The sequence below is a fragment of the Corallococcus sp. NCSPR001 genome (genome assembly GCF_017309135.1).
In the GTDB taxonomy this organism is placed as follows: domain Bacteria; phylum Myxococcota; class Myxococcia; order Myxococcales; family Myxococcaceae; genus Corallococcus.
Genome location: NZ_JAFIMS010000002.1, coordinates 7,010,120 through 7,034,183, shown reverse-complemented (window position 1 = coordinate 7,034,183; position 24,064 = coordinate 7,010,120). Strand labels below are relative to the sequence as shown.

Annotated in this window: 10 protein-coding genes (1 of these 10 only partly in view); 6 read left to right on the top strand and 4 right to left on the bottom strand. The window is 69.2% G+C overall.

Features of this window, described 5'->3' with window-relative positions; translation table 11 throughout:
• Positions 1–848: 848 nt before the first annotated feature.
• The gene (locus tag JYJ93_RS30000) at positions 849–1,397 is read right to left on the bottom strand and encodes a hypothetical protein (protein ID WP_206797997.1); all 549 of its coding nucleotides are present in this window, start codon (positions 1,395–1,397) and stop codon (positions 849–851) included.
• 243 nt (positions 1,398–1,640) lie between these two features.
• On the opposite strand from JYJ93_RS30000, the gene JYJ93_RS29995 reads away from it, so the two are divergent.
• The gene (locus JYJ93_RS29995) at positions 1,641–1,946 is read left to right on the top strand and encodes a hypothetical protein (protein ID WP_206797996.1); all 306 of its coding nucleotides are present in this window, start codon (positions 1,641–1,643) and stop codon (positions 1,944–1,946) included.
• A gap of 3 nt (positions 1,947–1,949) precedes the next feature.
• Here the strand turns inward: JYJ93_RS29995 and JYJ93_RS29990 are convergent, their stop codons facing one another.
• Complete coding sequence (locus tag JYJ93_RS29990) at positions 1,950–2,924, bottom strand: NADP-dependent oxidoreductase (RefSeq protein WP_206797995.1); 975 nt, start codon at positions 2,922–2,924, stop codon at positions 1,950–1,952.
• A 134-nt stretch (positions 2,925–3,058) separates the two neighbouring features.
• On the bottom strand, positions 3,059–6,052 hold the full coding sequence (locus tag JYJ93_RS29985; RefSeq protein WP_206797994.1) for a DEAD/DEAH box helicase: 2,994 nt from the start codon (positions 6,050–6,052) through the stop codon (positions 3,059–3,061).
• Positions 6,053–6,340: 288 nt separating this feature from the next.
• Between JYJ93_RS29985 and JYJ93_RS29980 the strand changes: the two genes are divergently transcribed.
• The 5 genes from JYJ93_RS29980 (at position 6,341) to JYJ93_RS29960 (ending at position 12,301) form a co-directional block, all read left to right on the top strand.
• Complete coding sequence (locus tag JYJ93_RS29980) at positions 6,341–7,141, top strand: hypothetical protein (protein ID WP_206797993.1); 801 nt, start codon at positions 6,341–6,343, stop codon at positions 7,139–7,141.
• Between the two features lie 86 nt (positions 7,142–7,227).
• Positions 7,228–8,610, top strand: coding sequence for a di-heme oxidoredictase family protein (locus tag JYJ93_RS29975; protein WP_206797992.1), 1,383 nt, complete (start codon positions 7,228–7,230; stop codon positions 8,608–8,610).
• Between the two features lie 130 nt (positions 8,611–8,740).
• Positions 8,741–10,189, top strand: coding sequence for a UbiA family prenyltransferase (locus JYJ93_RS29970; protein ID WP_206797991.1), 1,449 nt, complete (start codon positions 8,741–8,743; stop codon positions 10,187–10,189).
• Between the two features lie 13 nt (positions 10,190–10,202).
• Entirely contained in the window at positions 10,203–11,567 is a 1,365-nt protein-coding gene (locus JYJ93_RS29965) for an FAD-binding oxidoreductase (RefSeq protein ID WP_206797990.1), read from the top strand.
• A complete protein-coding gene (locus JYJ93_RS29960; RefSeq protein ID WP_206797989.1) occupies positions 11,564–12,301 on the top strand; it encodes an SDR family oxidoreductase in 738 nt (245 codons plus the stop codon). Before JYJ93_RS29965 ends, JYJ93_RS29960 begins: the two co-directional genes overlap by 4 nt.
• 69 nt (positions 12,302–12,370) lie before the next feature.
• On the opposite strand, the gene JYJ93_RS29955 is transcribed toward JYJ93_RS29960, so the two are convergent.
• On the bottom strand, positions 12,371–24,064 hold the final stretch of the coding sequence (locus JYJ93_RS29955; RefSeq protein ID WP_206797988.1) for a non-ribosomal peptide synthase/polyketide synthase. It continues 17,655 nt past the right edge of the window; only the last 11,694 of its 29,349 coding nucleotides appear in the window; its start codon lies off the right edge, out of view — the gene reads right to left on this strand; it ends in the stop codon at positions 12,371–12,373.

The window sequence follows — 24,064 nt, the reverse complement described above, 5'->3', positions numbered from 1 at the left end:
GAAGGGCTGGCAGCATTCCCCGGCGCATCATCTCCAGGCACACGGCCCCCGTGAGCAGGCCCGCGACGAGCAGTCCCAGCCAGCTGCTCCGTGCCCGGCAGAGCGCGACCGCCAGCAGGAGCGCCGAAAGGGCGAATGCTCGCAGCGGATGCGGCTTCATCGTCACGCGTGCCAGGGCCAGGGGCACCAGGATCGCGCAGTAGCCTCCCACGGCATTGCGGTTGGCCAGGGTCGCGCCCGGACGTCGCACGAGGTCCCATGGCAATTGGCCTCCGATGGACTCGTATAGCGCTATCAGCGCGATGAGGACTCCCGCGCCGATGAGCCCATCCGCGAGCGCTTCGCGGCGCTGGCCCGCGGCCTCGCTTGCCGTTGCCACCATGACGAACGCGCCCAGGTGGATTGCAATCCAGGGGAGGCTGAAGGGCGCGCTGAAGCCGTTCACCGCCATGGCGAGACATCCCGTCGCCAGATAGCCGAGCGCCGCGAGATCGAAAGTCGTGACCCCCGCACGCGGAGGGCGCCAGGCGACGGCACAAGCCAGGGCGCACGCGACGGCACCGGTGGCGAAGACCAGGGGCTTTGGAAGCTGGAGACCGCCTCCTCCAATTGGAGAGCTCGCCGCTTCCGGGGAGACCGCGAGCGCCGTTGCCGTGACGGCCGCAAGCAGGGCCCAGAGCGTAGAGGAGGCCACCACGGAGGAGGAAACTCTCCGGGCGAGCGGAACGGCCAGGTTGAATGATTGCATTGTCATGAGGCCGTTCCTTCAACGCTCCGGCGCGGTGCAGGCGCACTGGCGGGCGAGCGGCCGCGAGTCACAGGGCCGCTCACCCCGGCTCAACGCCTTCTCAGTACTCCACTTCGTAGCAGACCACGGTCACGCTCAGGTACTCGTAGCACCAGCCGCTGGAGTCACAGATGAGGATGTACACCTCCGTGTACTCACAGATGATGTCCTGCGCGCTCTTGAGCCCCGGCTCGCGCGAGCTGGGGGCCTTCCGCACGACCTTGCCGGTGGACTGGAGCTTGGAGAGCTCCTTCTTGGACAGGGCTCCCAGGCCCTGGGCGGAAGAGGACATCCGGAAGGAGTGATCCTGCGAGGCCAGCAGGTCGTTTCCATTCTCCCGGGCCGTGCTCAGCCACTTGTCCATGGGCTGGGCCTCGCCCTTGGCGTTGATCATGGTGATGCGGCTGAAGTCGATGGGCGCCTGGGAGAAGTCGAAGGTGTAGGCGTTCCCCGGGATCCGCTGATCCACGATGAACTGCTCGCCGGGCTGCAGGTTGGCGATCGTCTCCGCGGTGATGCGCTGCTCACGCACCGTCTCCACGGTGGGGCTGCTGTCCGCGGCATCGTCGCCACATCCCGTCATGACCGCGGCGGGCATGAGGACCAGCATGAGGCTTGCCATCAATGAGAGAGCAGGGCGCTTCGAGCGTTCAAACATTCGTCACTCCTGTGGGGGCTTGTCGTGTCGAGGCGCAACGCTCGCTCATGGAGCGAGCCGCTTTTGCCTCGAATCAAAGGAAGGAGTGAGGCGATTAATTTTGCAGGAATTTGTTTATTGCCCGCATCGGGGTGGTGGCGGACCCCTTTGACGCAGCTGGAGCGACCGGGGTTCTTCGCCGCTATCCTTGGCGGCATGACAGGACCTCAAGCGAAGACCTGTGCAACGTGCGGGCGCGTCATCGCCGCGCATGCCGTGTACTACCGGTTCAGTCTGGTGTTGGAAGGGGAGCAGGACCTGCTCGACCCTTCGGATGACCTGGAGGGCAATCCCGCGGAGGCGCTCGCGGAGATGGTCCGCCGCCTGGATGAGGGCTCCGCGGACCCCGGTGAGCTGGAGGCTCAGGTGCACTGGGAGCGCACCGGGGTTGTCTGCTCGGAGTGCCGCTCCGTGGCGGTGCGGATGCTCAGCACCACCACGAAGGACGCTGGACCGCATTGAGCGTCATTGGATCTTCATCGCGTACTTGCCCAGGTGGTGCTTGAGCACCTCCTGCTGGGCCTTCGCGGCTTCCTCCAATGCGTAGAGACGGGCCACCTCCAGATGGAACGGCCCCGACTCAATCAGCTCGTTGAGCCTCTTCATCACCTGGGGGCTGGGGATTCCGTCGTAGGCCTTGGTCTCAACGCCCTCCGGGCCCTTGGGCGCCGGCTCCACTCCGTTCGGGTAGGCGATGCGCCCTCCCTTGCGGACGTTGCGGAGCAGGGGCTCGGCGGCGTCTCCCCGGGCCAGCACCAGCGCCGCGTCGAAGCCGTCTGGCGCGAAGTCCCGGCAGACCTTCTCCAGGTCCTCCTGGTGGCCCTCCGCGACCGCGTCCGCTCCCAGCCTCCGGGCCAGCTCGACTCCGTCCTGTCCGGACGCGACCGCCAGCACCTTCGCTCCCAGCCTCTTCGCGAGCTGCACGACGATATGCCCGATGCCTCCGCTGGCACCGAAGATGAGCAGCTTCTGCCCTGACTTGAGCTGGAGGTGCTCCTCCAGGCCCAGGAGCCCGGTGAGTCCGTCAGCGGCGAGCACCGCCGCCTGCTCCACCTTCAAGCCCTTGGGCACCTTCGCCGCCTGGTCTGCCTTCACCGCGACGTACTCCGCGTAGAAGCCTCCCTTGGCGCTCATGAACGCGGAGCCGTAGACCTGGTCGCCGACTTTGAAGTCCTTCACGTTCTTGCCCACGGCCGCGACTTCTCCCGCTCCGTCGGCTCCGGGCACGTAGGGGAACTTCGGGCCGCCTGGGATCATCTCGGCCATCTGCCCCTCGCGCTCCATCCAATCCCAGGCACCGATTCCCGCCGCCGCGACGCGCACGAGCACTTCGTCGTCGCCACAGGTGGGAACGGAGATGGTCTTGATGCCCAGGACCTCCGGGCCGCCGAAGCGGTCAAGCGCCGCAGCCCTCATCTTTTCGGGAATGGATGCTGGCATGCTGTGACTCCCTCTCGGATTGATGCTGGTCCTCCGAGACGATGCGCATGCTCCGCGTGACGTTCAGCGTCACCGGCTCCACGCAGGCACGGCGGGGGAGGGGACTGCCGCCCTCCACCCCGCCGGGAATGGCCTCAATCCAGGAGCTGCATGAGGTCCGCTCGCGTGAGCGCGGCGCCTCCCGAGGCGCCTCCGAGCGCGGCTTCGAAGAGGGCTCGCTTCTTCTCCTGCAAGAGGAGGATCTTCTCCTCCACCGTGCCCTGGGACACCATCCGGTACACCATCACCGGACGCTGCTGACCGATGCGGTGCGCCCGGTCCGCCGCCTGCGCTTCCACCGACGGGTTCCACCACGGATCCACCAGGAAGACGTGGTCCGCCGCCGTCAGGTTGAGCCCCGTCGCTCCCGCCTTCAACGAGATGAGCATCACCGGCGCTCCCTTCTCGTCCTGGAAGGACGCCGCCACCGCGCCACGGTTCGCCGTGCTGCCGTCCAGACGGATGAACCCGATGTCCGCTTCCTTCAACGCCGGCTCGATGAGGTCCAACATCGACGTCCATTGCGAGAAGACCAGCGCCTTGTGCCCGTCCGCCACCGCCGTGCCGAGCGCCTCCACCAGCGCCTGCACCTTCGAGGATGTCCTCGCCTGCTGCCCCGGCACCAGCGCGGGGTGGCAGGCCGCCTGCCTCAATCGCAGCAATGCCTCCAGCGCCTTCAGCACGCTGCCGCCTTCTTCCAGCTGTGACACCACCTCCTCGCGCGTCGCGGCGTGGACCGCGTCGTAGACGGCGCGCTCCTGCTCGGTGAGGGTGACGTGCCGCACGGCCTCGGTGCGCGGTGGCAATTCGGGCGCGACATCTCGCTTGAGCCTTCGCATCACGAAGGGGCGGATGCGCGCGCGCAGGGCCTCCGCGGCGCCCTTCTGGTTCTCCGACACCGGCCGGGACCAGCGCTCCTCGAAGGCCTTGCGCCCGCCCAAGAGGCCCCGGTTGGTGAAGTGCATCAGGCTCCACAGCTCCTCGAGCCGGTTCTCGATGGGCGTGCCGCTAAGCGCGATGCGGAAGCCCGCGTCCAACTCGTACGCAGCTCGTGCGACCTGGCTGTCCGGGTTCTTGATGGCCTGCGCTTCGTCCAGCACCACCGTGTCCCAGGTCTTCGCCGCGAGGATGGCCGCGTCCAGACGCAACAGTGCATACGTGGTGAGTGTCACGTCCGCGGACTCGTCCAGCGTGCGGCCGACGCCGTGATAGACAGACACCTTCAACGACGGGCGGAAGCGCTTCACCTCCGCTTCCCAGTTGGGCAGCACGCTCGTGGGCGCCACCACCAGCGTTCCCTTGCCCAGCGTGCAGATGGTCTGCAGCGTCTTGCCCAGACCCATGTCGTCCGCCAGCACGCCTCCCAGTCCCGCCTGCCTCAGGAAGGTGAGCCAACTCACGCCCTGCAACTGGTACGGGCGCAGCGTCGCGGTGAGGTCCTTGGGCAGCTGGGGCTCGGGGAGCTTCTCGAAGCCCTGCACCAGGGGTGCGAGCCGCTCCATGACGGGCGGGGCGGGGTGCTCCAATGCCTCGCACAGGCCCGTGAGCTGGGGGATGGCGTGGTTCGCGAGCCGTCCGTCCCGCTCCTTCGCGGCCAGCAGGTCCGTCACCCGTTGGCCGTGGGCTTTCAGCCAGCCCGTGGGCAGCGGCGCCCAGCCTCCGCCCTCCAGCGGCACCAGGCCCAGGCCCTCTTCCCAGGCCCGCATCACCGCGCCCGCGTCCACGGTGCGCCTCTCTCCGGGGCCCAGGCCCTCCACCTGGAAGTCGAGCGAGAAGCCCACTCGTGGCACGCCCGCGTCGGTGGCGGCCGTGTCCAGCGTGAGCATGGGCCGGAGCTTCACGTCCGGGCTGACCACTCCCGCGGCGTTCCCCGTGAGGCCTCCGCGCCACTTGCGCAGCTTGTCCGCTAGCTGCACGGCCTCCTTGCCGTGGACCGTCACGCGCCGGCCCGGCGCCATGTTCAGCTCGTCCCTCAACTGGTGGATGAGCTTCGTCTCCGTGGGCTCGTCGCGCACCGGCGCGGCGCCCTGGAGGTACACCAGCTTCCCGTTGTCGATGCGCGCGGTGGGCGGCGAGCCGTACACCAGCGTGGGCAGCACGGAGAGCCCCGCGTCGAGCTTGTCCAGCTCCAGCGAGATGCGCGGCTTGAGCGTCCGGTCGATGGGCGGCAGCCGCCGGCTCTTCACGTCCACCGGCAGGCGCCTCGCGAAGTCCGGCAGCACCTTGCTCGTCAGGTCCGCCAGTTGCTCCGGGGCGAAGACGCGCTCCTGGGGCAGGTTCTCCAGCCGCGCGCCGGTGAGCGACAATTCTCCCAGCCGGCAGAGCGCTCCCGCGCACAGCGCGACGCCGGGGCTCACCAGCTCGTTGATGCGTGGATCCTTCTCCACCTTGAGCACGGTCTGCTCGCCCCGGTCCTCGACGGTGACTCGCGGGAGGAGCGGCTCGTTGGAGACGGAGACGAGCTGACCGTCGAACAGGACGGTGCGCGCCTTCTCCAGCACGTGCAGCAGCGCATCCAGCTTGCTCTGCGGAAGCGCGCCGCGGGTGGGCTGCGCGAGCAGCTTGTCCGCGAGCAGATCACACGGATCCACGTGGATTCGCGCGGCCTCCACGGGGTTCTGGAGCACGGACGCGAGGCTCCGGGCCAGCAGCCGCGCGGTGTTGTCCGGCCGGACCACCAGCCGCTCCAACTGGAGGCCTCCGTCCGCGCGCTTGAAGCGGTACACCAGCCGCTCCGTCTTCGGCGCGGCGCCGGGCCTCGGCGCGGCGGCGGGGCCCGGACGGGCAGGGGAGGCCGCCGCCGTGGCCTTCCTTCCCTCCGCCTGCCTCAGGACGATGGCCGCGGCGATGACGTGCTCGCAGGGGTCCACCTTCCCCCGGCAGTCGCACTCCCAGATTTCATCCTCGGGGTAGAGCGTCGTGGTGAGCGGGGTGGGGCGGCCGGGGATGCGCACCCGCAGGACGACCTCCTCCTCGTCCACGGACTGCACCGAGACGACCCCCGCGCGAGAGAGGGCCTGTCCGGCGGACCACGTGGCCGGGCCTGACTCCTCCCGGATGGCTTCGAGCAGTTCCGCGAGCGCCGACATACGAGGGGCGATTCCCTAGCCCCGTGCCGGCCCTGGCGCAAGCCACCGGGCGCGTGGCTGTGACACGGAGGGACACACGCCCCGGCGCTCATGTAGCCGGTGGCGCTACAGCGGCCACGACACCCGTGTCAGCCGCGACGGGGCCTTCCGAGGAAAGCCCCCAAATCTTGGGATGTGGCGTGGCGGGTGCAGAGGGACGGACTGGAGCGCGCGTCCGGTGCTTCCCCTTGCTTCCTCCTGCCGGCCCCCCGCGTCTCCGTGTCCCCCCACACAGTCGAGGTCCCACACATGCACCTGCAGATGACGAGTCGCCTCCTGGCGGCCGCGTTCCTGAGCCTGGTGGCTGGTTGCCAGGGTGAGCCAACGCAGTCCCCCGAAGGTTCGCAGTCCGCGACGCTGTCCGCCAAGGCGGATTGCGTGCAGCGGTTCGACGGCATCACCACCTGCGCCAAGGGCAACGCGACCCTGGCCGCTTCCGAGAAGGGCGTGCAGGTCCTCGGGCTGAAGGACGCGAAGACGGACGGCGTCTCCAGCACGTTCAACGCCGGCATCACCTGGTCCCAGCAAGCCCAGATCCGCGTGGGCAGCGAGAAGGGCAGCGTCACCCTGTCCGCGCGTGACGGCGATCAGGTCGTCAGCTCGCTGCGCATCACCTCCACCGCCGATCGCGTGGTGAACGTGACGCCGGGCTTCACCGGTTCCTCCGAGGGCAACTACCGGATGAACGTGTACCGCGACGGACGGCTCGTGAGCACCACCCTCCAGCCTGCGTCCTTCTCCATCACGTTCTACGACTGGTGGTCCTTCGTGAACTGGTGGAACATGCACTGGCACTTCTTCTCCTACCGTTCCTACCTCTACGGTGGTGACCGCGGCCTCGACGGTGCCTGCGGCTGGCGCATGGGCTCGCCGGGCACGACGTTCTCCCTCAAGGGCGCGAACGGCCAGACCATCGTCGGCGACACGGCGGAGTTCATCGAGGAGATTGGCGACGGTGCCTACCCGTACCGCCACTTCTCCGGCATCGACGTGAACACCAGCGCCACGGACCTCCTCATCACGGGCGAGTCCTTCGGCCAGGAGAAGTAGGCTGTTCCTGCCGCCGGGCGGGAGCCGCGTGTTCCCGCCCGGTGGTGTCTGTATGTCTTTGTCTATTTCGTCGAGGAGTCGTGACGATGCGCGTGCCCTGGTCTCTCGCTGGCATCTCCGCCGGAGCGCTGCTCATCGGCGCCGCGTGGGCCACCGTTGTCCGCCGCCCCGAGCCCCTGGTGCTGGGCGCGCTGCCTCCCGTCGTCCTTCCGCACGTCGAGCAGTCCGGCGGTGCCACCACGGTGGCGGACACCGGGCGCAATGCCTTCGGGCGCGCGCCCATGAACATGCCGCGCTCACGCTGGCCGGACTTCTACGCGGGCAAGGGCGTCTTCGACCGCGACTGGAGCGACTCGCGCCTGCGTGCCGCCGTGGCCGGGCCCTTCTTCAGCGCCACCGGCTGCATGACCTGCCACGTGAAGGACGGCCGGGGCCAGCCGCCCGCGAACCCTTCGGAGGCGCCTGTCTCGCTGGCGTTCCAGCTGAGCGCGCCCGATGGCGCCGGTCCCCACCCGCTGTATGGCATGCAGCTGGACATGCACGCAGTGGAGGGCCAGGTCCCCGAGGGCCAGGTCCGCGTCGACTTCGAGGAGACGCGCGGCACCTTCGCCACCGGTGAGCCGTACTCGCTCGTGCGCCCGCGCTACCAGTTCCAGGGGCTGGTGCATGGCCCCCTGGGTGAAGGCGCGCTGTTCTCCGCCCGCGTGTCGCCCGTGAACTTCGGCCTGGGCCTGCTGGAGGCGCTGCCAGAGGCCGACATCGTGGCCCGCGCCGACCCCGAGGACCGCGACCAGGACGGCATCTCCGGCCGGGTCAACCGGGTGCTCGACGTGGAGACGGGCGAGACGCGCCTGGGCCGCTTCGGGTGGAAGGCCAATCAGCCCACGCTGCGCCAGCAGGTGGCGCATGCGCTCGTCGCGGACATGGGCGTCACCACGACGCTGTATCGCCAGGAGCAGGGCCGGGACGCGCCGGGGGAACCGGAGGTGTCCCAGGACGACATGGACCTGCTGATGATCTACATGCGCCTGATCGCCGTGCCCAAGCGGCGCGACTGGGAGGCGCCGGAGGTCCAGCGGGGCCATGCCGTCTTCCGCGCCATCGGCTGCGCGGCGTGCCACGTGGACACGCCCCAGGAGACGGGGACGGTGGAGGGCTTCGACGAGGTGTCCCGTCAGGTCATCTACCCGTACACGGACCTGCTGCTGCACGACCTGGGCGAGGGCCTGGCGGACGGGCGTCCGGACGGGCTGGCCTCGGGCCGCGAGTGGCGCACGCCGCCCCTGTGGGGCATTGGACTGGTGGAGGCCGTCAACCGGCACACCCGCTTCCTGCATGACGGCCGGGCCCGCTCCCTGGAGGAGGCCGTCCTCTGGCACGGAGGGGAAGCGGCCCCCGCTCAGGCGCGCTACGTGCGGCTGCCCCGGGAGGACCGGGCCGCGCTGCTCGCCTTCCTGAAGTCACTCTGAAGCCTGGACGGGCCCCCCTCCCGTCCGGACGGCGAGCAGGAGGACCGTCGCCTGGAGGGGCTTCGGCCTTCATGAGGGCACGGAACGGTGGGACGCCCCGGGCCCTTGGGCTACCCTGCGGGCCCCCTTCATGCAGCCCCAGACCCCCATCCCCGATGATGCCCCCGACGTCCCGCTCGCGGTCGACCTGGACGGGACGTTGGTGCGCACGGACACGCTGCACGAGAACCTGCTCGTGCTGCTCAAGCACGCGCCGTGGCTGCTCTTGCTGGTGCCGCTGTGGGTGCTCCGGGGCAAGGCCTTCTTCAAGGCGGAGGTGGCCCGCCGCGCGCGGCTGGACGTCACCTCGCTGCCGTACAACGCGGACGTGGTCGCCTTCCTGCGCGAGGAGCATGCGCGGGGGCGGCGGCTGGTGCTGGCCACGGCCGCGGACCGGACCATCGCCGACGCGGTGGCCGCCCACCTGGGCCTCTTCCACACAGTGGTCGCCAGCGAGAACGGGGTGAACCTGTCCGGCGCGCGGAAGCTGGAGCGGCTGCGCGACTTGCTGGGCCGCTTCGACTACGCGGGCAACGACGCGGTGGACCTGCACCTGTGGCGCGAGTGCCGGCGGATCATCGTGGTGCACGCACCGGCGGGCGTGCTGCGCCAGGCCCAGGGGCTGGGCCGCCCCGTGCACCGCGTCTTCGAGGCCCCGCCTGGCGGGCTGCGCTCCTGGGTGAAGGCGCTGCGGGTGCACCAGTGGGCGAAGAACGCGCTCGTCTTCGTGCCGTTGCTGGCGGCGCACAAGGCCACCCAGGGCGGCATGGCCCCGCGCGCGGTGCTGGCGTTCATCGCCTTCAGCCTCTGCGCCTCCAGCGTCTACGTCATCAACGACCTGCTGGACCTGGCGTCGGACCGGCGGCATCCGTCCAAGTCGCTGCGGCCCTTCGCGTCCGGGGCCCTTCCGGTGCGCGCGGGCGTCGTGCTGGCGCCGCTGCTGCTGGTGGGCGCCGCGGCGCTGGCGCTGGCGACGCTGCCCCTGTCTTTCGCCGGGCTGCTGGCCGCGTACTTCGTGCTCACGCTCGCGTATTCGCTGCGGCTCAAGCAGGTGGTGATGCTGGACGTGCTGGTGCTGGCGGGCCTGTACACGGTGCGGATCTTCGGCGGCGCGCTGGCGGTGGGCGTGCCCACGTCGAGCTGGCTGCTCATGTTCAGCACCTTCCTCTTCCTGTCGCTGGCGCTGCTCAAGCGGCTGAGCGAGGTGCGGCGGCTGCGTCAGTCCAATGAAACCTCCGCCCACGGGCGCGGCTACCTGGCGCAGGACCAAGAGCAGCTCGCGAGCCTGGGCGCGGCGTCGGGCCAGGTGTCGGTGCTGGTGCTGGCCCTCTACATCACCAGCAAGGAAGTGACTGCGCTGTATGCCCACCCGGAGCGGCTGTGGCTGCTGTGCCCGGTGATGCTGTACTGGGTGGGGCGCATCTGGCTGCTGGCGCATCGGGGGCTCGTGAACGAGGACCCGCTCGTCTTCGCGCTGAGGGACCGCGTCAGCTACGTCGTGGGCGGGGTCGCCGCGCTGGTGTTGTGGGTGGCGACGTGACGGGAGCAGGGCGATGAGCACGTCGGATTCCTGGGGCCGCTTCCCTCGCGTGGAGCAGCGGACGCGCGCGCTGACGTGGCGCTCGGAGGCGCTGCCCCGCGAGGACGGCTCCGTCCTGCCGCATGGCCTGGGCCGCAGCTACGGCGATTCGTGCCTCAACGACGGCGGCACGGTGCTGCTCACCTCGGGCCTGGACCGGCTCATCGACTTCGACCCGGCGACAGGCGTGGTGCGCTGCGAAGCGGGCGTGTCATTGGACACGCTCTTGCGCCTGGCCGTGCCGCGCGGCTGGTTCCTGCCGGTGACGCCGGGCACGAAGTTCGTCACGGTGGGCGGCGCCATCGCCAACGACGTGCACGGCAAGAACCACCACCGGGTCGGGACGTTCGGCCGGCACGTGCGGAGGTTCGAGCTGGTTCGCTCGGACGGCAGCCGCCGGCTGTGCGCGCCCGACGAGAACCCGGACTGGTACGGCGCGACGATTGGCGGGCTGGGGCTCACCGGGCTCGTCACCTGGGCGGAGGTGCAGCTCCAGCCCATCCGCAACCCCTTCGTCATCCAGGAGACCGTCCCGTTCGACAACCTGGACGGCTTCATGCGCGTGTCCGCGGAGTCCGAGCCGGACCACGAGTTCACCGTGTCGTGGGTGGACTGCCTGGCGCGGGGGCGCAAGCTGGGGCGTGGCCTGTTCTACCGGGGCAACTTCGCGCCCACGCAGTTCGACCGGCTGCCCCTGGCGAAGAGCCACCTGTCCCATCGCAGCGGGCTCGCGGTGCCCATCGACCTGCCGGGCTTCTGCCTCAACCGGCTGTCGGTGTCCGCCTTCAACTTCCTGTACTACCACCGGGAGCGGATGAAGCCGTCGCCCCGGCTCGTGCACTACGATCCGTTCTTCTACCCGCTGGACAGCGTGTACGGCTGGAACCGCATCTACGGCCGCAGGGGTTTCCTCCAGTTCCAGTGCGTGGTGCCCCACGCCACCGCGCGCGACGCGCTGAAGGAGCTGCTGGAGCGCAGCGCCCGGGGCGGGCTTCCCAGCTTCCTGTCCGTGCTCAAGACGTTCGGCAACCTGCCGTCGCCCGGGTGGCTGTCCTTCCCGCGCCCCGGCTATACGCTGGCCCTGGACTTCGCCAACCAGGGCGAGAAGACGTGGAAGCTGGTGGAGTCGCTGGACCGCGTGACGCGCGAGGCGGGCGGGGCGGTGTACCCGGCCAAGGACGCGCGCATGAGCCCGGAGAGCTTCGCGGCGTACTTCCCCAGGCGCGAGCAGTTCTCCGCGTACATCGATCCCGCGTTCTCTTCCTCCTTCTGGCGCCGGGTGAACCCGGTGCCGCTGCCCCTGCCCGCGCAGGAAGACCGTCAGGCCGCCCTCCCATGAAGAAAGTCATCGTCCTCGGCGCCACGAGCGCCATTGCCCAGGCCACGGTGCGGCTGCTCGCCGCGCGCGGGGCATCGCTGTACCTGGTGGGCCGCAACGCCGCGAACCTGGAGGCGGTGGCCCGGGACGCGTCCACGCGCGGCGCGCAGAAGGTGGAGTTCCGCGCGCTGGACTTGAACGACTGCGAAGCGCACGCGAGCCTCGTGGAGCGCGCGTGGCTGGCCCTGGGCGGACTGGACGGGGCCGTGCTGGCGCATGGCGTGCTGGGCGACCAGGCGGAGAGCCAGCGCTCGTGGGCGGCGGCGGAGGTGGTGCTGCGCACGAACTTCCTCTCCGCCGCGTCGCTGCTGACGGAGCTGGCCAACCGCTTCGAGGCGCAGAAGGCCGGTACGCTGGTGGTGATTTCGTCGGTGGCGGGAGACCGAGGCCGGCAGAGCAACTACGTGTACGGCGCGTCCAAGGGCGCGCTGACCGTGTTCCTCCAGGGACTGCGCAACCGGCTGGCGAAGTCCGGCGTGGCGGTGGTGACGGTGAAGCCCGGCTTCGTGGACACGCCGATGACGGCCCACGTGCCGAAGAACAAGCTCTTCGCGTCGCCGGAGCAGGTGGCTCGAGGCCTGTTGAAGGCCGCGGACGGGCGCAAGAACGAGGTCTACGTGCCCGGCTTCTGGGCGCTCATCATGCTCATCATCCGCAGCATCCCGGAGCCTGTATTCAAGCGGCTGAAGCTCTAGGCATCGGTCGTCGCTCCGCGCGGCACCCCTTCCGTGCCCGGGACGCGGACACGGAAGGGAGAGCCGGGTTCAACTGCCGGTGGCTTCGGCCTGCGTGAGGGCCGACAGGGCCCGTCGCAGGCGCTCGACGACAGGACCCAGGTGCGGGTCCTGCATCAGCTCGTGATGGCTGCCGGGGACGTCGTGCACCTCCAGGCCACCTCGCACCAGGGGCTCCCATCCGCGATGACGCGGAATCCCGGCGGCGGCTTCGCTGGCACTCAGGAGGAGCGCGGTGCCGTCGTACGGGAGGGGCACGTACTTCTCGTGGGCGAAGAGGTTGGCCCGGAAGACGTTGAAGAGGGCACGCAGCTGGGCAGGGCCGGACTGAGCGTCGAGGATGCGCGCCCGGAGCCCTTCCTGAAGCAGGTGGCCCAGCATCGCGTCGTCGCTCTGTGCCAGCGCTTCGTCCGTGACGGAGAGCGCCTGGCCGAAGGCGGTGGCGGTGGCATGGGCGAAGGCGAGCCGGGCGCGGGCTTCGGAGTCGAGCTGTGTCTCGGACTGGGCGGGCTTCGTCAGTCCGTAGAGGTGGGCATCGATGAGGGCGAGCAGGTCCACGGTTTCGCCCGCCTCGCGCAGGCGGCGGGCCATCTCGTAGGCGATGACACCGCCGAGGGACCAGCCTCCCAGTTGGTAGGGGCCGTGGGGCTGCACGGTGCGGATGGCTTCGAGGTAGAGGTTGGCCATCTCCTCGATGGACTCGGCGACGGGAAGTCCGTCGAGGCCGCGCGACTGGAGGCCGTAGATGGGCAGTGAGGGGCCCAGACGGCGCGCCAGCTCTGAGTAGGCCAGGACATTGCCGCCGCCCGGGTGGACGAGGAAGAGAGGCCGCTGGCCGGGCTCTCCGCGCTCCAGCGGGACGAGCGGCGTCCAGGCCTGTGAGTCGTCACGGAGCACCTGGGCGAGCTGCTCGATGGTGGGCTGCTGGAAGAGGACGGAGAGGGGAATCGACTGGCCGAGGCGCTCGCGCACGGCGGCGACCATGCGCACGGCGAGCAGGGAGTGGCCGCCCAACTCGAAGAAGCTGGAGCGGACGCCGACGGAGCGGACGTCGAGGAGGTCCTCCCAGATGCGGGCGAGCTGCATTTCGAGCGCGTCGCGGGGCGCGACGAAGTCCCGGGCCTCGATGGCTTGGACATCGGGTTCGGGTAGGGCCTTGCGGTCCACCTTGCCGTTGGCGTTGAGGGGCAGGGCGTCCAGCACGACGACGGCCGACGGCACCATGTACTCGGGCAGGTGCTGCTTGAGGCCAGCCCGGAGAGTGTCCGCATCCAGCGCATGGCCTTCGCTCGCGGTGACGTAGCCGATGAGGCGCTTGTCCGCGTCCGAGCCCCGGGCCACGACGATGGCTTCGTTGACGCCGGTTGCGGAGCGCAGGGCGGCTTCGATTTCGCCCAGCTCGATGCGGAAGCCCCGCACCTTCACCTGGAAGTCCACGCGGCCCAGGAAGTCGAGCGTGCCGTCCGCCTTCCAGCGGGCCTGGTCGCCCGTACGGTAGAGGCGCTCACCCGGCGTGGAGGCGAAGGGGTGCGGGACGAAACGCTCCGCGGTCAGCTCGGGGCGGTTCAGGTAGCCCCACGCGAGGCCCTGGCCGCCCACGTACACCTCACCGGCGACACCCACGGGCACCGGGTGCAGGTGCGCGTCGAGGACGTAGACGGTGGAGTTGGAGAGCGGCCGACCGATGGGGATGGTGCCGTCCACACGCGCACCATGCCGCATGGCGAAGGTGGTGGAGAAGGTGGTGTTCTCCGTGGGGCCGTAGCCGTTGAGGAACGTCGCGCCTTCGGGAATGCGCGAGAGGTGTTCGCGCACACGGGCGGCAGGCAGCACATCGCCACCGGCGAGGACCTGACGCACGCCCGCGAGCGCTTCACCCTGGTGCAGGGCCATCTGCTCGAAGAGGGCGGCGGTGAGCCAGAGTGACGTCACGCGGTGGTGACACAGCTGCGCGGCCAGTTCCTCCAGGGAGAGGGAGTGCGGCGGCGCGAGGACGAGCTTCGCGCCATGCAGCAGCGCGCCCCAGATTTCGAGCGTGGAGGCGTCGAAGGCCACGGGCGCGAACTGGAGCCAGACTTCGTCGGGCCCGAAGCGCATGAAGGTGCTGCCTAGCACGAGACGCGTGATGCCCCGGTGGGGAACGCTGACGCCCTTGGGGCGGCCCGTGGAGCCCGAGGTGAACATGACGTAGGCCAGGGCTTCACCGTCCACGCGGACATCGGGCGCGTGCGTGGGCTGTGCAGTCAGGACATCCTTCTGCGAGTCCAGCCAGACGCGGGTCCCGGAGGCGGGCAGCAGTGAGGCGAAGGGCTGATGCGTTACCACCACGCCCACGTCCGCGTCCTCCAGCAACATCGCGATGCGGTCCACGGGCGCATTGCGGTCCACGGGGACGAAGGCCGCACCCACCTTGAGGATGGCGAGGAGCGCCGTCACCAATTCGAAGGAACGTTCGACGGCGAGGCCGACGCGTGCCCCTGGGACGATGCCCAGGGCCCGCAGGTGATGGGCCAACTGGTTCGCGCGTGAATCCAACTGGGTGTACGTCAGCGAATCATTGCCCCGCACGAGCGCGACAGCGTGAGGCGTGCGCTGGGCCTGCTGGGCGAAGTGGACGTGGACCGGCACGTCTGTCGGGCTGACGGCGGCCGTGTCGTTCCAATCGACGAGGACGCGCTGCCGCTCGTCGTTGGAGAGAAGCGGCAGGTGGGACATGGACTGGTCGGGCTTCGCGGCCACGGCCTCCAGCAGCGTGCGTAGGTGGGCGGCCATCCGCTCCACGGTGCTCTTCTGGAAGAGGGCGGTGCTGTACTCCAGCGTGCCTCGCAGCCCTTCGGCCGTCTCCGTGAAGAAGACACTCACGTCGAACTTCGACGTCGAGTGGGTGGATTCCAAGCCGCGGAGACGGAGCTCCGGCAGCCGCACGTCCTCCGAGGGCACGTTCTGGAGCGCGAGCAGCGTCTGGAAGAGGGGCGTATGGCTCAGGCTGCGCGTGGGCTGGAGGACTTCCACCAGCTTCTCGAACGGCACCTCCTGGTGCTCATAGGCCTCCAGCACCGTGGCGCGCACCTGCTGGAGCAGCGCCCGGAAGGATTGGCCCTCATCCATTCGCGCGCGCAGGACGAGCGTGTTGACGAAGAATCCGATGAGGCCCTCCGTCTCCGCGCGCGTGCGACCCGCGATGGGCGAGCCCACGCTGATGTCCTGCTGGCCCGTGTAGCGCGACAGCAGTCCCTGCCAGGCCGCGAGCAGCACCATGAAGAGCGAACCGCCTTCACGGTGGCCCAGGCTCCGCAGCGCTTCAGTCAACTCACGCGAGAGCGTGAAGCCGAGGGTCGCACCCGCGTTGCTCCGGATGACCGGGCGGGGGAAGTCGGTGGGCAACTCCAGCACGGCCGGAGCGCCGGAGAGCTTCCCCTCCCAGTAGGCCATTTCCTGCCGCAGCGTCTCACCCGAGAGCGTCCGGCGCTGCCAGTCGGCGTAGTCCGCGTACTGCACGGGAAGGGCAGGCAAGGGCGACGACTGTCCCGCGGAGAAGGCCGCGTAGAGGGCGGTGACTTCGCGCACGAGCACACTCAGCGACCAGCCGTCGGAGACGATGTGATGCATCGTGACGGCGAGGACGTGCTCGCGTTCGGAAATCCTGAAGAGCAGCGTGCGGAGGAGCGGGCCGGTGCGCAGGTCGAAGGGCCGGCGCATCTCCTCTTCCACGCGGGCTCGTGCCTCGGGCTCGCGCTGGGATTCAGGCACGTCCGCGAGGTCCACGAGCCCCAGCGGCAGCGGACTGTCGGGATGGATGTGCTGGACCGGCTCTCCGTCCACCTGGGCGAAGGTGGTGCGCAGGGCATCGTGCCGGCGCACGACTTCCTGGAGGGCACGCTCCAATACGTCCGTGCGCAGGTGGCCCTCAAGCCGGACGGCGACAGGCACGTTGTAGAGAGGGCTGCCCGGTTCGAGCTGATCAATGAGCCACAGCCGCTGCTGCGCGAAGGACAGCGGCAACGGACCGTCATGCGAGACGCGCGTGAGCGGCGAAGTGCTCGTGCTGGAGAGTCCCGAGAGACGAACAGCGAGCGCCTCCACCGTGGGGGACTCGAAGAGCGCGCGCAGCGGGAGTTCGACGTTGAACTCCGTGCGCACGCGCGACACCACCTGCGTGGCCAGCAGGGAGTGGCCACCCAGGTCGAAGAAGGAGTCCTTCACGCCCACCTGGGGCAGACGCAGGACTTCGGCCCAGATGGATGCCAGCTTCGCTTCGGCTTCTGTCCGAGGCGCTTCGTAGGTGTTGCCGGACTGGGGGGCCTCCGGCTCTGGAAGGGCCTTGCGGTCGACCTTGCCGTTGGAATTGAGCGGCAGCGCCTCAAGCACCACGAAGGTGGCGGGCACCATGTACTCGGGGAGTCCCTGACGCAGGTGTGCCTTGAGGGCTTCCACCTCCAGCGAGGCATTGGCCTTGGGAGAGACGTAGGCGACGAGGCGCTTGTCGGCGGCTTCACCCTTGGCGACGACGACGACGTCCTTGAGGCCTGGGACGCGGCGGAGAGCCGCTTCGATTTCACCCAGCTCGATGCGGAAGCCACGCACCTTCACCTGGAAGTCGATGCGGCCGAGGTACTCCAGGCGCCCGTCGATGCGGTACCGGACGCGGTCGCCCGTGCGGTACATGCGGCCGCCCGGAGGACCGTAGGGCTCTGGAACGAAGCGCTCTGCCGTGAGCTCCGGACGCAGCAGGTATCCACGCGCCTGGCCTTCGCCCGCGAGGTACAACTCGCCTGCGACGCCCACGGGCACCGGTTGCAGCGAAGCGTCCAGCACATAGGCGCGTGTCGCGGGCAGAGGCCTGCCAATGAGAGGCACTTCGTCACGGCCGACGAGGGAGGCCGTGGAATAGGTGGTGTCTTCGGACGGGCCGTAGAGGTTGTAGAGCTTCTCAACCGTAGGCACCGCGTAGACCTGCTTGGCCAACATCTCCGGCAGGGCTTCACCGGCGAGGTTGATGACGCGCACGCTGGGCGGTATCGCGCCCAGGCGCAGCAGCTGCGCCATAGCGGAGGGCACCGTGTTGACGAGCGTGACGTGAGAGGCGGTGGGCAGCTCGGCCAGGTGCAGGGCGTTCTTCGCCACCACCACCGCGCCACCGCTGCTCAACGGGGCGAAAAGCTCGAAGACGGAGAGGTCGAAGTTGAGGCTCGTCGCGGCAAGCGTTCCCTTCAGCTCCTCCGGCGAGAACGTCTCCAAGGCCCAGTGGAGGAACGTCACGGCGTTGCCATGGGAAATGGCGACACCCTTGGGGCGGCCCGTGGAGCCCGAGGTGTAGATAAGGTAAGCGAGGTGGCCGGGGTGGATGTCCACCGCGGGTGCTGTCGTCGGCTGCTTCGCCAGCTCCACGTCCGAGTCGAGACTCACGAGCGTTGCGGACGTCTCGGGCAGTGCCGAGAGCAGGTGCGAATGCGCCACGAGGGCGGGGCCCTGGGCGTCCTCCAGCAGCCAACCCAGGCGCTCACGCGGGTAGCTGGGGTCCAACGGCACGTAGGCGCCACCGGCCTTGAGAATGCCGAGGGCTCCGATGACGAGGTCCTCGGTGCGCTCAACGCAGAGGCCGACGCGCACTTCGGGCCCGACGCCCAGGCTGCGCAGGCGGTGGGCGAGCTGGTTCGCCTTCGCATCCAGCTCGCGGTACGTCAGCTGCCGCTCAGGCGTGATGACGGCCAGGGCATCAGGTGTGCGGCGTACCTGAGCCTCCACCATCGCGGGGATGCTGGGTTCGTTCGGCACCTGTGAGGTAAGGGGATTCCATTCGACGAGGAGTTGCTGGCGCTCCGTGTTGGTGAGAAGCGGCAGGTCGCCAAGCTTCGTGTCCGGCTTCTCTGCGATGGCCTCCAGCAGCACTCCGAAGTGACCGGCCATGCGCTGGAGGGTCGCCGCGTCGAACAGGTCCGTCGCGTACTCGAACGTGCCGACGAATCCATCCCGGCCTTCACGCAGGCCCAGGGAGAGATCGAACTTCGCGAAGTGGGCTTCCAGAGGCAGGGCCTGGAAGGACAAGCCCGGCAGACGCAGTGCCTCATTCGGCGTGTTCTGCAGGACGAACATGGCCTGGAAGAGCGGGCTGCGGCTCAGGTCTCGCGTGGGCTGCACGGCTTCGACGAGCTTCTCGAACGGCAGGTGCTGGTGTTCGAAGGCCGCGAAGGTCGTGCCTCGCACCTGGGTCAACAGGTCGCGGAACGTCGCACGTGAATCCAGCCGGGCACGCAGCACGAGCGTGTTGACGAAGAAGCCAATGAGTCCCTCGGTCTCCGCCTGGGTGCGGCCCGCGATGGGCGAGCCCACGCTGATGTCGTCCTGCGCGGAGTAGCGCGACAGCAGCACCTGGAATGCCGCCAGCAGCGTCATGAAGGGCGTGGCGCCTTCTCGCTGCGCCAGAGCCTTGAGTGCGTGAGAGACCTCAGAGGAGATGTGCACGTCCACCTTGGCGCCCCGGTGCGACTGCACGGGTGGCCGAGGCCGGTCAGTGGGCAGCTCCAGCGCCGCGGGCGCTCCGGAGAGCTGCTGCTTCCAGAAGTGGATCTGCGCGTCCAGCGCCGCCCCCTGGAGCCAGTTCCGCTGCCATGCCGCGAAGTCCGCGTACTGCACGGGCAGGGGCGCGAAAGCAGGCGTGCCGCCCGTGGCGAAGGCCTCGTAGAAGGCCACCATCTCCCGAACGAGCACACCCATGGACCAGCCGTCGGAGACGATGTGGTGCATCGTCACCAGCAGCAGGTGGGAGTCCTCGGTCAGACGCACCAGCGTGCTGCGCAGCAGCGGGCCCTTCGAAAGGTCGAACGGACGACGCGCTTCCTCATTGGCCAGTCGCCGCGATTCCTCCTCCTGGAACGCCTCGGGATGGGTGGAGAGGTCCACGAGCGGCAGCGTCCAGCCGCTGGCGGCGTGGATGGTCTGGATGGGCTGCTCCTGATGCGCATGGAAGGTGGTGCGCAGGGCCTCGTGGCGATGGACGAGTGATTCGAAGGCACGGCGCAGTGCCTCCACGTCCAGGTGCCCGGAGAGCTGGAGAGCGGTGGGAAGGTTGTACGACGCGTCCCCAGGCTGGAGCTGATCCAAGAGCCACAGCCGCTGCTGCGCGAAGGACAGCGGCAGTGGGCCGTCATGCGAGACGCGGGTGAGCTTCGGGGCCTGGGAGGTCGCGCTCCCTTGCAGCCGCCCGGCGAGCGCTTCCACCGTGGGGGATTCGAAGAGCGCGCGCAGCGGGAGTTCGACGTTGAACTCCGCGCGCACGCGGGACACCACCTGCGTGGCCAGAAGGGAATGTCCACCCAGTTCGAAGAAGGAGTCCTTCACGCCCACCTGCGGCAGTCGCAGGACTTCGGCCCAGATGGAGGCCAGCTTCGCTTCGGCTTCCGTGCGAGGCGCTTCGTAGATGTTGCCAGACTGCGGCGCCTCCGGCTCAGGCAGGGCCTTGCGGTCCACCTTGCCGTTGGAGTTGAGGGGCAGCGCCTCAAGCACCACGAAGGTGGCAGGCACCATGTACTCGGGCAGGCCCTGACGCAGGTGCGTCTTGAGAGCTTCCACCTCCAGCGAGGCATTTGCCTTGGGAGAGACATAGGCGACGAGGCGCTTGTCGGCGGCTTCGCCCTTGGCGATGACGACGACGTCCTTGATGCCCGGAGCGCGACGAAGGGCCGCTTCGATTTCGCCCAGCTCGATGCGGAAGCCGCGCACCTTCACCTGGAAGTCGATGCGGCCAAGGTACTCCAGCCGCCCGTCGATGCGATACCGGACGCGGTCGCCCGTGCGGTACATGCGGCCACCGGCAGGACCGTAGGGCTCCGGCAGGAAGCGCTCTGCCGTGAGCTCCGGACGCAGCAGGTATCCACGCGCCTGGCCATCACCGGCGAGGTACAGCTCACCGGCGACACCCACGGGCACTGGTTGCAGCGAAGCGTCCAGCACGTAGGCACGCGTCGCAGGGAGGGGACGGCCAATGAGGGGCACCTCGTCACGGCCGACAATGGATGCCGTGGAGTAAGTGGTGTCTTCGGACGGGCCATAGAGATTGAAGAGCTTCTCAACCGTCGGGACGGCGTAGACCTGCTTGGCCAACGTCTCGGGCAGGGCTTCACCGGCGAGGTTGATGACTCGCACGCTGGGAGGCACCGCGCCCAGGCGCAGCAGTTGCGCCATGGCGGAGGGCACCGTGTTGACCAGGGTGACGTGCGCAGCGGTGGGCAGCTCGGCCAGGTGCAGGGCGTTCTTCGCCACCACCACCGCGCCACCGCTGCTCAACGGGGCGAAGAGCTCGAAGACGGAGAGGTCGAAGTTGAGGCTCGTCGCGGCGAGCGTTCCCTTCAGTTCCTCCGGTGAGAAGGTCTCCAGGGCCCAGTGGAGGAACGCCACGGCATTGCCATGCGAGATGGCGACGCCCTTGGGACGGCCCGTGGAGCCCGAGGTGTAGATGAGGTAGGCAAGGTGGCCCGGGTGGATGTCCAGCGAGGGCGCCGTTGTCGGCTGCTTCGCCAGATCCACGTCCGAGTCGAGGCACACCGGCGTGGCGGTGGTTTCGGGCAGCGCCTGCAAGAGGTGCGAATGCGCCACGAGGGCGGGGCCCTGGGCATCCTCCAGCAGCCAGCCCAAACGCTCACGCGGATAGCTGGGGTCCAGCGGCACGTAGGCACCACCAGCCTTGAGGATGCCGAGCGCTCCGATGACGAGGTCCTCGGTGCGCTCGACGCACAGGCCGACGCGCACTTCAGGCCCGACGCCCAGGCCGCGCAGACGGTGAGCGAGCTGATTGGCCTTCGCGTCCAGCTCCCAGTACGTCAGCTGCCGCTCCGGTGTGATGACGGCCAGCGCGTCCGGCGTGCGACGCACCTGGGCTTCCACCATCGCGGCGATGCTGCTCTCACGCGGCATCAACGGGGCAGCCGGATTCCACTCGACGAGGAGTTGCTGACGCTCTGCATCCGTGAGCAGCGGCAGGTCACCAAGCTTCGTGTCCGGCTTCTTGGCAATGGCCTCCAGCAGCACGCCGAAGTGCCTGGCCATCCGCTGGATGGTCGCCGTGTCGAACAGGTCCGTCGCGTACTCCAGCGTGCCGACGAATCCGTCCCCGCCTTCGCGCAGGCCCAGGGAGAGATCGAACTTCGCGAAGTGGGCTTCCTGGGGCAGCGCTTGGAAGGCCAGGCCCGGCAGGCGCAGCGCCTCGGTGGGCGTGTTCTGCAGGACGAACATGGCCTGGAAGAGCGGGCTGCGGCTCAGGTCGCGCGCGGGCTGCACGGCTTCGACGAGCTTCTCGAACGGCAGGTGCTGATGGTCGTAGGCCGCGAGCGTCGTGCCTCGCACCTGGGTCAACAGGTCCCGGAACGTCGCACGCGGGTTCAGTCGGGCGCGCAGCACGAGCGTGTTGATGAAGAAGCCAATGAGGCCTTCGGTCTCCGCCTGCGTGCGGCCCGCGATGGGCGTACCTACGCTGACGTCATCCTGCGCGGAGTAGCGCGACAGCAGCACCTGGAACGCCGCCAGCAACGTCATGAACGGCGTGGCGCCTTCCTTCTGGGAGAGGGCCTTGAGGGCATCCGCGATGTGCTTGGGAATGCGCACGTCCACCGAGTCGCCCCGGTGCGACTGCACGGGCGGCCGCAGGTGGTCCGTGGGCATCTCCAGCGCGGCGGGGGCTCCGGAGAGCTGCTGCTTCCAGAAGTGGATCTGCGCATCGAGTGCCTTGCCCTGAAGCCAGTTCCTCTGCCACGTCGCGAAGTCCGCGTACTGCACGGGCAGCGGCGGGAGCGAGGGCGACTGACCCGTGGAGAAGGCCGCGTAGAAGGCCGCCACTTCCCGGACGAGCACTCCCGTGGACCAGCCGTCGGAGACGATGTGGTGCATCGTCACGAGCAGCAGGTGGAAGTCCTCGGCCAGGCGCACCAGCGTGCTGCGCAGCAGCGGGCCCTTCGAAAGGTCGAACGGACGACGCGCTTCCTCATTGGCCAGTCGCCGCGCCTCTTCCTCCCGCAGTGCTTCTGGCCGGGCGGAGAGGTCCACGAGCGGCAGTGCCCATCCACTGGGCGCGTGGATGTTCTGGATGGGCTGGTCCTGGTGCTCGTGGAAGGTGGTGCGCAGGGCCTCGTGGCGATGGACGAGCGCTTCGAAGGCACGGCGCAGTGACTCCACATCCAACTGTCCCGAGAGCTGGAGCGCGGTGGGGATGTTGTACGAGGCGTCCCCAGGCTGGAGCTGATCCAGCAGCCACAGCCGCTGCTGCGCGAAGGACAGCGGCAGCGGACCGTCATGTGAGGCTCGGGTGAGCGCGGGCAGGTCGAGGTTCGGCGTGGCCGCCTGGAGCCGCTCCGCCAGCGTCGCGACCGTCGGGGCTTCGAAGAGGGCCCGAAGCGGCAGATTCACGCGGAACGTGGCTCGCACGCGCGAGACGAGCTGGGTGGCCAGCAGGGAGTGGCCTCCCAGGGCGAAGAAGTCGTCGTGGACGCCCACGCGCTCCACGCGCAGCACCTGCGTGAAGAGGGCCGCGAGCTGTTCCTCGGCGGGCGTGCGCGGCGCGACGTAGGTGGAGGCGAGCGCATCGCTGTGGGGCGCGGGCAGGGCCTTGCGATCCACCTTGCCGTTGGTGTTGAGCGGCAAGGCCTCCAGTACGAGGAACGCGGAGGGCACCATGTACTCAGGCAGGTGCTGCTTGAGGAAGGTGCGCAGCTCGGTGGAGTCCAGGGACTCTCCCGCCTCGGGGACGAGATAGGCGACGAGTCGCTTGTCTCCGGGCACGTCCTCGCGGGCGAGGACGACGGCTTGATGCACGGCGGGGTGTCCCAGCAGGCGGGACTCGATCTCACCCAGTTCGATGCGGAAGCCGCGGACCTTCACCTGGAAGTCCGCACGGCCGAGGTAGTCGAGCATGCCGTCCGCGCGCCAGCGCACGACGTCGCCGGTGCGGTAGAGGCGGTCACCGGGCGTGGAGGAGAAGGCGTCCGGGATGAAGCGGTCCGCCGTCAACTCAGGGCGGTTGAGGTAGCCACGAGCGACGCCCGCACCGCCGATGAAGAGCTCACCGGCGACGCCCACGGGAACGGGGCGCAGCGTGCGGTCGAGCACGTAGACGCGGACGTTGGGCAGGGGCCTGCCGATGGTGGGGGTGGGAGAAGCGTCGAAGGCGCAGGCGGTGGCGTCGACGGTGCATTCCGTGGGGCCGTAGACGTTGAAGACGCGAGGGCGCGGAGCCTGGGCCAGGTGACGCCAGGTGGCGGGGTCCACGGCTTCGCCACCCACGAGGACGCGGTGGGGGATGGCCTTGCGCTCCAGGAGGCCTTCATCCACCAGCAGGCGCAGGTGGGCCGGAGAGCAGTCGAGGACGTCCAGCGCGTCCTGGCCAATGCGATTCACCAACTCGCTGACGTCGGCGCGAGCTTCGTCGGGGACGATGCAGAGGGTGTGGCCGTCGAGCACCTGGATGAGCTGCTTGACGGAGGCGTCAAAGGAGAGCGGCGCGTTGACGCTGACGCGCTCCCCAGGCTGCGCGTCGGCGTGCACGGTGGCGGCGAGCGCGACGCGCAGGTTGAGCACGGAGCGGTGCTGAATCATCACGCCCTTGGGACGGCCGGTGCTGCCCGAGGTGTAGATGATGTAGGCGAGGTGCTCCGCCGAGACGGACGTCACCGGAGCGCCCTGCGACTCAAGAGCCAGGTCCGCGGCGTCGGAGTCCAGGCAGAGGGTGTGCGCGGAGTG

Coding starts and splice junctions, on each gene's coding strand:
- JYJ93_RS30000 (WP_206797997.1), bottom strand. CDS start 1,397: ATGCTGGTCCTCATGCCCGCCGCGGTCATGACGGGATGTGGCGACGAT.
- JYJ93_RS29995 (WP_206797996.1), top strand. CDS start 1,641: ATGACAGGACCTCAAGCGAAGACCTGTGCAACGTGCGGGCGCGTCATC.
- JYJ93_RS29990 (WP_206797995.1), bottom strand. CDS start 2,924: ATGCCAGCATCCATTCCCGAAAAGATGAGGGCTGCGGCGCTTGACCGC.
- JYJ93_RS29985 (WP_206797994.1), bottom strand. CDS start 6,052: ATGTCGGCGCTCGCGGAACTGCTCGAAGCCATCCGGGAGGAGTCAGGC.
- JYJ93_RS29980 (WP_206797993.1), top strand. CDS start 6,341: ATGCACCTGCAGATGACGAGTCGCCTCCTGGCGGCCGCGTTCCTGAGC.
- JYJ93_RS29975 (WP_206797992.1), top strand. CDS start 7,228: ATGCGCGTGCCCTGGTCTCTCGCTGGCATCTCCGCCGGAGCGCTGCTC.
- JYJ93_RS29970 (WP_206797991.1), top strand. CDS start 8,741: ATGCAGCCCCAGACCCCCATCCCCGATGATGCCCCCGACGTCCCGCTC.
- JYJ93_RS29965 (WP_206797990.1), top strand. CDS start 10,203: ATGAGCACGTCGGATTCCTGGGGCCGCTTCCCTCGCGTGGAGCAGCGG.
- JYJ93_RS29960 (WP_206797989.1), top strand. CDS start 11,564: ATGAAGAAAGTCATCGTCCTCGGCGCCACGAGCGCCATTGCCCAGGCC.